Source organism: Bradyrhizobium sp. URHD0069 (assembly GCF_000701345.1).
GTDB lineage: Bacteria > Pseudomonadota > Alphaproteobacteria > Rhizobiales > Xanthobacteraceae > Bradyrhizobium.
On record NZ_JNIJ01000106.1, the window covers coordinates 1 to 3,645 of the forward strand.

General features: G+C 57.3%; 3 protein-coding genes. 2 read left to right on the forward strand and 1 reads right to left on the reverse strand.

All coding sequences use genetic code 11. The features are described 5' to 3' along the window. The coding region (locus N554_RS41600; RefSeq protein WP_210165387.1) for a hypothetical protein at positions 1–367 on the forward strand (367 nt) is incomplete at its 5' end. A gap of 250 nt (positions 368–617) precedes the next feature. On the opposite strand, the gene ybaL is transcribed toward N554_RS41600, so the two are convergent. Then, a complete protein-coding gene (gene ybaL / locus N554_RS0130300) occupies positions 618–2,360 on the reverse strand; it encodes a YbaL family putative K(+) efflux transporter (RefSeq protein WP_029586872.1) in 1,743 nt (580 codons plus the stop codon). 399 nt (positions 2,361–2,759) lie between these two features. Between ybaL and N554_RS0130305 the strand changes: the two genes are divergently transcribed. After that, on the forward strand, positions 2,760–3,515 hold the full coding sequence (locus N554_RS0130305) for a ThuA domain-containing protein (protein ID WP_029586873.1): 756 nt from the start codon (positions 2,760–2,762) through the stop codon (positions 3,513–3,515). The last annotated feature ends 130 nt before the right edge of the window (positions 3,516–3,645 follow it).

Below are 3,645 nucleotides of genomic sequence, written 5' to 3' on the forward strand. Positions count from 1 at the left end.
CGTCAGCATGGATAGCTCCTCCGAATCGTGGGAGCCTCAACAGCGCCCACATCCATGGCACTCAAGTGCCGGTGGAGGAGCCGTCCACAGCATCATCAACAGACATCATCGGCTGGATCGTTCAGGTCCGAAAAATGCCGAAGGCGATCCTATCGTGCCCACAATCGAATTTTCCACCTGGAAGAAACTTCGGGAGGAGTGGCGATCAAGTATCCTGCTGAGAACGAATTTGATCGGCACAAGCATTGGATGCGAGCGGTTCAAGCCCTTCCGCCACAACTCCTGCGGTGTAAATAAGGCCCAGTATGACAGCCGACAAAATCGCTGGTTCCGCAACGGAGTAAAGCCACATGCCAGCGCGCTGTAGCCACGTCGGTTTGGGAAACCGGTGAAGTTGCCCATCAGGCGTAATGAGGTCAAATGCTGGGATAAAACGAAGCGTTTGAGGTGCTCTCGTCGGCAACATTGGACATGCTCCTCGCCCAATCCATCCGCTCTGGTTCGTCGCTAATCTTGCATCGTGCATTTCGCTCTAGTCAACGACGCCAGTCGCGGCAAGCTGCGCGATATATCGACGCACAACTCACGGGTGCCATCGTAACGCTTTGCGGGAACAACTAACCTTGTGCCACCGCGCTGCGGGCTTGCCACGCAAACAGATTATGAATTATTCCGAGCGCAATCTCCCGCTCTCCCATAATGATGATATCAGCACCCAAGCTCTTCAAATGCTCGACTTCGGCGTCTGAATGAGCACGTGCGATGATCTGGATGCTAGGATTGGCGGTGCGAGCTTGTTGCACGATCTGCCCTGCTTCGAATGCTTCCGGTATCGCAATTAGTAGATATCGAGCGCCACCGAGATTAGCGGATCTTAGGACATCGGAACGTGCGGCATTTCCAACGATGGTTTCGAAGTTACTCTCTCGAAGCTTCGCAACGACATTGTCTGCATCCTCGATAATGAGGAACGGCTGACTGCTCCTCTTCAACGCATCGGCAACAATGCTGCCAACGCGCCCATAGCCGACAAGTATTGTGTGGCCTGTCAAACGCGTCGCATCAGGCGATGCGGATGACTTTGCGGGCGCGGCGACTTGTCCCATCTGTGCGTCGGAGCCAGAAACCTCAACGCCACCGCGACGTTCAAGGCGTCGAGACAACCAATCAACTGCGGCGAAGATCAGGGAATTGAGCATGATGGAGAGGATTGCGCCGGCCAATATGAGGTCGCGTCCTGCCGTCGGCAACAGATTCAGCTTCACGCCAAGTTCAGCCAAAATGAACGAGAACTCGCCTATCTGGGCGAGACTCGCCGAGATTGTTAGTGCCGTTCCGACCGGATGGCGAAAAGCGAGCACAATTAGGAACGCGGCCACCGATTTGCCGACGATTATGATGAAGAGCGTAGCGAGCAATGGCCACGGCTCGCGCAGCACGCTCGCCGGATCGAACAGCATGCCTACGGAGACGAAAAACAGTACGGCAAAGGCGTCGCGCAACGGCAACGACTCTTGGGCCGCACGCTGGCTGAGCGGAGATTCGCTCAGGATCATGCCGGCGAAAAACGCGCCGAGTGCGAGGGAAACGCCGAACAGCTTGGCCGCCCCGAATGCCACCGTCAGGGCGATTGCCAGAACGGCGAGGCGGAACAACTCCCGCGACCCGGTGTGTGCGATGTAGTGAAGTATCCAGGGGATGATACGCCGTCCTGCAATCAGCATGATGCCGACAAAGACGCCGACCTTTACAAAGGTAAGCAGCAGCACGCCCCAGAGACCTAACCCGAGACGGGACGCAAGCGGGTCCGCAACGAGCGCGTCGCTGTTCCCCCCGAGCAGGCCTGCCAGGGCCGGCAGCAAAACCAGCGCGATCACCATCGCGAGATCTTCCACGATCAACCAGCCGACGGCGATGCGTCCCCGTTCCGTTTCCATGAGCCGGCGCTCCTGGATGGCCCGCAGCAGAACCACGGTGCTTGCGACCGACAACGCAAGTCCGAACACGAGACCGGCGCCAACCGTCCATCCCAGGAACATCGCAAGGCCGAGTCCCATCAGGCTGGCGACGGCGATTTGGACGACGGCACCGGGCAGCGCGATCGCGCGCACGGACAGCAGGTCGTTGAGCGAAAAATGAAGCCCAACGCCAAACATCAACAGAATGACGCCGAGCTCAGCCAGTTCGGTCGCCAGTGCCTGATCGGCGACGTAACCCGGCGTAAAGGGTCCGGCCGCGACGCCTGCCAGGAGGTAGCCAACCAGTGGTGGAATTCGAAGCCGTTGAGCAACTGCGCCGAACAAAAAGGCGAGTCCCAGACCGGCAACGATTGTGGCGATAAGAGGCGTATCGTGCTGCATTCCTTGATCCCGCGTGGTTCCAATTCCTACAGTTTGCCATGGGCGTGCTTCCGCTCCCTGCGACCAAGTGAGGCGGGACGCTCAACGATAAAGCGGCAGCGCGTGACGAGACCATCCTCGGACACATGTCTTTTGAGGGGCCAACGGGACCTGGCGATGAGGGATAAACCTCAACCGGAGAAAACCTTCGACAACTTCCGAGTTGGGTCAAAATGAGAAGAACTCAGTACGAGCCTATGATTTCCGCTTCGCCCTCGAACTCGGACAGTGCTCGATGCAGTGGGCGCTTCGCATTTTGTGCCATGAAGAGACTCAAGCACCGCAGCAATTACCTGCTTCATTCGATCATGTGCTAAGCTTCTTTCAACACATGGTTGGTCAGGCTTCGGGGAGAGGATTGTGAGGCGACGCGAGTTCATCGCGCTTCTCGGCAGCGCGGCGGCAATCCGACCGCTCGGCGCGCGTGCAGAGCGCCCGCTAGAGCGCATCCTCTATTTCACATACTCGGCCGGCTACCGCCATGACGTCATACCGCTTTCTAACGCAATCCTGACACAGCTTGGAAGGAATTCCGGTGTCTTTGAAGTCACTGCAACGGAAGACGCGTCTGAATTTTCGACCGAAAACCTCAAGCGCTACGCCGCGGTGATGTTCTACACAACCGGAGAACTTCCGATGAGCGGCGCTCAAAAGACAGCTCTTCTCAACTTTGTGCGCTCGGGCGGTGGGTTCCTCGGTGTTCATTCGGCCACGGACACATTTTACACTTGGCCGGACTATCTTGAACTGGTCGGCGGCTACTTTAATGGTCATCCTTGGCATCAGGCCGTGACTATCGAGGTGGTTGATCCTGGCGATCCACTGGTGGCGTTTCTCGGGAATTGGTTGCAATTGGAGGACGAAATCTACCAAATCAGGGACTTCGACTATCGTGGATCACGCGTGCTCCTGCGCCTCGACCAAAGCTCGGTGGACCTTAGCAAGAGGGGTGTGCATCAACGATTATATGGTTGGCCTCTCGCCTGGAAACGATCTTACGGCCAGGGACGAGTATTCTATACGGCGCTCGGCCACGAAGCGTCAGTCTGGCGGGACGCCCGCTACCAGCGAATCCTCACGAACGCTATCCTCTGGTCTATGCAAAGGTCGCTCTAGGATCGAAATAATGGACGCGATGGCACTTCGCGTTTGTGCCATGTGTGGACGGCTCCGGGTTGGCAAGAGAAATCTTCACGTCGCAGGCTTGGTCGGTGCTGCCATGTGTTCGGCCTGTAGATGCGGTTCA